Annotated in this window: 4 protein-coding genes and 1 pseudogene; 2 read left to right on the forward strand and 3 right to left on the reverse strand. The window is 59.3% G+C overall.

All coding sequences use genetic code 11. From position 1 onward, the window contains the following. Positions 1–286: 286 nt before the first annotated feature. The 3 genes from repB to ACT53T_RS11905 form a co-directional block, all read right to left on the reverse strand. A complete protein-coding gene (gene repB, locus ACT53T_RS11895; RefSeq protein WP_476161353.1) occupies positions 287–1,318 on the reverse strand; it encodes a plasmid partitioning protein RepB in 1,032 nt (343 codons plus the stop codon). Next, positions 1,318–2,505 (reverse strand): plasmid partitioning protein RepA, encoded by a 1,188-nt coding sequence (gene repA / locus ACT53T_RS11900; protein WP_476161354.1) that lies wholly within the window; start codon positions 2,503–2,505, stop codon positions 1,318–1,320. The genes repB and repA overlap by 1 nt, the downstream gene beginning before the upstream one ends. A 188-nt stretch (positions 2,506–2,693) precedes the next feature. After that, complete coding sequence (locus ACT53T_RS11905) at positions 2,694–2,960, reverse strand: hypothetical protein (RefSeq protein ID WP_476161356.1); 267 nt, start codon at positions 2,958–2,960, stop codon at positions 2,694–2,696. Positions 2,961–2,989: 29 nt separating this feature from the next. On the opposite strand from ACT53T_RS11905, the gene ACT53T_RS11910 reads away from it, so the two are divergent. Both ACT53T_RS11910 and ACT53T_RS11915 read left to right on the forward strand, forming a co-directional pair. After that, positions 2,990–3,607, forward strand: coding sequence for a TniB family NTP-binding protein (locus tag ACT53T_RS11910; protein ID WP_476161355.1), 618 nt, complete (start codon positions 2,990–2,992; stop codon positions 3,605–3,607). A 412-nt stretch (positions 3,608–4,019) separates the two neighbouring features. After that, positions 4,020–4,348: pseudogene (locus ACT53T_RS11915) on the forward strand (low molecular weight protein tyrosine phosphatase family protein). Positions 4,349–4,574 lie beyond the last annotated feature (226 nt).

Here is a 4,574-nt window from a genome sequence, read left to right on the forward strand (position 1 = left end):
GGCTCGCCACCATGGCGAGCGACAACGGCCGCCGCCCGAAGGGCGTCGTTGGACGTGTCTGCATGTTCCTTTGCCTCATTTAGGCAAAAGAAATCCGCTCGCCGAAACAGCGCCGACTCTTGACAGCGATTCGCGGAAGTGGGATTCTCTTAGTCGCCAAACTTTAGAGAGGCTTCCGGGACGGGGACGTTTCGGGGGCCTTTTTCTTTTGCGCTATTTGCTCCGTTCTCGCGTCGATCCTAAGCTACTCGTTACGCAACGAATTTAAGAGCAGAAGCTGTCCGTCTCACGATGAGCCCGAATGGGCGCTGCGCTTCGACTTGGTGAAGCTCCTGTAAAGATTGGGAAGCTGCTCAAGAAGATACGCAGCGAAGTCGGGGTCGGCTCTTTTATCGACGATCACCGTCAGATCTCGGTCATCCTGCCGAACGCGGCCCAATTTTTTCCCATCGTCGGCTGTCCATACCGAGGAACTCCGGCCGCTGGTCTTGTTCGCATTGAAAGCATCGAAGAGCTTGTTGAATCTGTCGTCGGTTTGCAGCGCCAAAAACTCAGGCTGCCCTATCAGCTGAGTTGAAATGGTCGTCGCCGCGTCCGCCTCGAAGCGCTCCGCCATCGCGAGCCACCGGTCCCGTCCGGCATTTGGAGCTGGCCCAACGGCCAAGAGGACATTTTCCGGAATTTTCGTCGCAACGGAAATCAGTTTTGACAGGGCCGTCTTGTCGACAGTCAGGGCAGACATGATCGTCTCACGGTCGAACCCTCCCTGTTCTAACCGAGCCGCGAACATTGCTCTTTCGATGAACGAGAGGTCCGTCCGCGCGCTATTTTCCTGTCCCTGCGCCACGACCAGTTCGGCGTCGGAAAGCTCTTTTACGACCGACCGCACATTGATGCGAAGGAAGACCGCAGCTCGAAGGCGCCGATGGCCATAGGCGACTTGGAACCGCCCGATGTTAGTGGGATGCGGTCTCACGAGAATCGGAACTTGCTGACCATTCGACCGAATGGACTCGATCAACGTCGTGAGCTCATCAGATGCGGGCGCCATGCGATCCGAAATGAACGAATGCTCGATGAGCGACGGGTTCAATTCGACAATCGTCTGGCCGGCCGCGAGCTGAGTTTGGATATGCTTGGCTTCACCGATCTGCGATTTCAGATACTCGATAGAGCGCGTCACGGCGCCCACGGCGCCTCGCTGCCCGAAGGTGGGGTTTTGGTCGTCAGTGGCCGAGGTCCCGATCCCTGGAATAATTGAGTTGCCGGCCGGCAACTCCCCTTCGGTAAGGCCTATCAAGAGGTTCTTGCGCGCCATCAGGCCCTCCCCCACGCTTTGGTGATAAGGCTCTCGATCTCTCCGTTGACGGCGTTGAGCGCCTCGATCGCACGGTCGTAAGTCGATCGCGTAAACTGCTCCCGGGTCACTTCATACAGCGTCTGCTTGGTAATTCCCGCGTCGGAAATTGCTGTGCTCTTGAGCATCGGATAGTTCAATACGTGCTCCCCGAACATCGACCGCATGAATGAAACCATCTGGTTTTGCGGACCGTCGCCGGGCTCGTAGCGGGTAATCAAATACCTCATCCAGTCATAGCTCATATTGGCCCCAGCCCCTGCGACCACAGACAGCAGGTCGGACGTCATGATCAAGAATTGGCACATGGACATCACGTCCAACATCTGCGGGTGCACCGTCACGAGCACGCCGGTCGCCGAGCATAGCGCCGATAGGGTCAAGAAGCCGAGCTGAGGCGGACAGTCCACGACGACGACGTCATAGCGCTCAGCAACAGTGGCGAGCGCCTCGTCCATGCGCGTGAAGAAAAACGCGCTCTCGCTGTCTTTCTTCGCGAGAACGGCAGGGGTGTCGTGCTCGAACTCCATGAGTTCGATATTGCCCGGAACGAGATCGAGACCGGGAAAATAGGTCGAACGAATAATGTCCCCTAATGGACGCCGTTGATTGTCATAGCGTATGGCGCCGTATAGCGTGTCATTGGGGCCAACATCGAACTCCGGTTGATATCCGTGCAGCGCAGAAAGGCTTGCCTGAGGGTCGAGGTCGACGGCGAGCACCTTATATCCCTGGAGGGCCAAATACTGAGCGAGGTGCGCGGCCGTGGTGGTTTTTCCTGACCCTCCCTTGAAGTTCACGACGGTGACGACTTGCAAATGCTCGCTGCCCCGACGCCCTGGGAGATATCTGCGATCCGCTTTTCCGCTCTCGTCGAGAAAGGCTCGAAGCGCCTGGACGTCCTCAATCGAATAGGATCGCCGCCCATTCGCCGTCATCTCTGGCTTCGGGCCGCGCCCTTCAAGAGATAGATGTCGAAGATACCCGTCGTTCACGCCGATCAACTTCGCCGCTTCCCCCGACGAAAATTTGCGCAGGGATTTTCGAGCCGCCGGGGGAAACAGTTGCATTCGGTGCGCGTGCAATCGACTCGAAAGACCGCGCGCGTGGCCCGAGATCAGTGTGTGAATCCGACTCTGATCATTCATCGACGTCTAGCCTCACGAGTGGCGGGCGTATGTACGGATAAAATCGCGACTCGCGCTTTAAACCGTGTCCAATACGCACGATTCGCATCACACCCGCAATGGGTTTTTCGTAAATGAAACCTTACAGGTTCTAGAGGTTGCCGGCCGGCAACTTTCCTGGCGAACGAATGCCAAGTTCGCGAAATGCTCTAATAGCGCCGGCGGTCCACGACACGACGATCCTTCAAGGCCTCCGCCCCGCCCTTGTGCCAGCCAGATCGATAGGCGTCATCGGATGCAGGCAACAAAAAATCGTCCCGGGGGCGAGGGTAGGGCCGGGACGAGAAGCGCCGCCCGCGGCGGTCTGACGGGCGCTCATCCGCGAGGTCGCGGTGCGCATGCCGGCCGACATCAGGCGGGCTCTGATCGACTTCCTGAAGGCGGAGCACCGCGTTCTGCAGCGCGACGGTCTGCACTCCACCACATTCGTTATTGGTCAGACGAGCTGCGCCGGCACATGGGGGCGAGCGCGGTGCGCGAGCAGGCGCCGTTTCTCGACACGCCGCGGTTTCTGCGCAACGAGCTGCGCATCCCGCTCGCCTGTGTCGGTAGGCAGCAGGCCCGCACTACGCTCAAGACGGATGAACAACTCGTGCGCCACTTCGAGTCCGTCGCGCTTCCCCCGTGGGGGAACGACCAGGACTTAGCCGGGTTGATCCGAAGTTTGCAGCGCGCTCTGCCGCTGCGTCGGGAAAGCGAAATCGGCGAGAGGCCCCTCAAGAGCATCCTCAAGACGACAGGTGGCGTCACAGCTGCGATCTCCTCATTGATGACGCGGCTGGCCGTCGCCGGCATCGTGACCGGCGAGGAGAGGATCATGGGATCGGACTTCGAGGACGCCAAGACGACTTCGTCGCTTCTCGGAGAGGCGGTGTGCAGCGGCGCTCGCTTTCCTGTTGCCTGTCGCGCCGCGACCGGCGGCCGAGGAGCAGCTGTCGTCATGGCTATCCCCGGTCCCGGGGATTTACGTCATGTCAGCGAATACGCTGCTCGCCCACTTCGGACTCATGGGATTTTCGCGCTGACGCTCGAAAGGCGCCTTCGGCGGAGTAGGGGACCTTGATCCCGACGCGCGTCGGGTTGGGCGCGCAAACGGCCGACGCCATGAAATTCGCCCCGCAAGGATCTTGCGCCACCTCTGGCGGCAGACGGGAGTGCGCGCCGGTCGGCACATAGAGGAACAATCCCCCGGTCTATCGCTGGCTGTGATCCCAACGAGCGCGGGGGGAGTCGCACTCCTTCTGTGCTCTCGATTCCGCTCTCTGCACGAATCTGTCTGTGGTAGTTGGCGGTCGTTGCTGGAGGGAACAGAGTCCCATAGGCGTTAATTTAAGACACTTCCCGGCCGGACGCACGGACATCCGCCGAAACTGCTGCTCAGCAGTCGCCTCAGCTATCGCGTTCTGGCTGGATCAACGGTTCCCGATAGCGGTCATTGGTAATAAGATGGCGCCTTGATGCCGAAGGCTCGCCAAATGAAAAAAGTCCTTTTCGTATGTAGTCAGAACCGTCTCCGCAGTCCTACCGCCGAACAGGTTTTCTCGTCGCGGCCGGCCTCGAAGTTGTGTCGGCCGGAACGAACAACGACGCTGACAATCCCATCACATCTGAACAGGTAGCCTGGGCCGATGTGGTTGTGGTCATGGAAAAGGCTCATCGCTCCAAGGTGCAGAAGCGGTTTCGCTCGTCGCTAAACGGCAAGCGCGTGATCTGTCTCGACATTCCGGACGAGTTCGAGTTCATGGACCCGACGTTGGTGAAATTGCTGCAAACGAGGCTTGGTCGGTATTTCCCGCCAGGCTGAAAACGCCAGCCGGAAGGCGGACGCAAAAATCCGACGCCTGGCCCCCCCGTCGGCTGATTAACCCGGAGCGACACGCCCGGATTCCGGTAAGGCAAGGTTATCGGACATGAAACTGACCCGACAGCTGCGACGGTTTCGATGCTGAAATAACGGCGATGTCACATAAACTCGATACAGGCGCGTTGACGCCACGCAGGCTGATTTCAAGCGGCCGTCGTCACGGACT

The organism is Methylosinus sp. DMC45 (assembly GCF_056313885.1).

Coding starts and splice junctions, on each gene's coding strand:
- repB (WP_476161353.1), bottom strand. CDS start 1,318: ATGGCGCGCAAGAACCTCTTGATAGGCCTTACCGAAGGGGAGTTGCCG.
- repA (WP_476161354.1), bottom strand. CDS start 2,505: ATGAATGATCAGAGTCGGATTCACACACTGATCTCGGGCCACGCGCGC.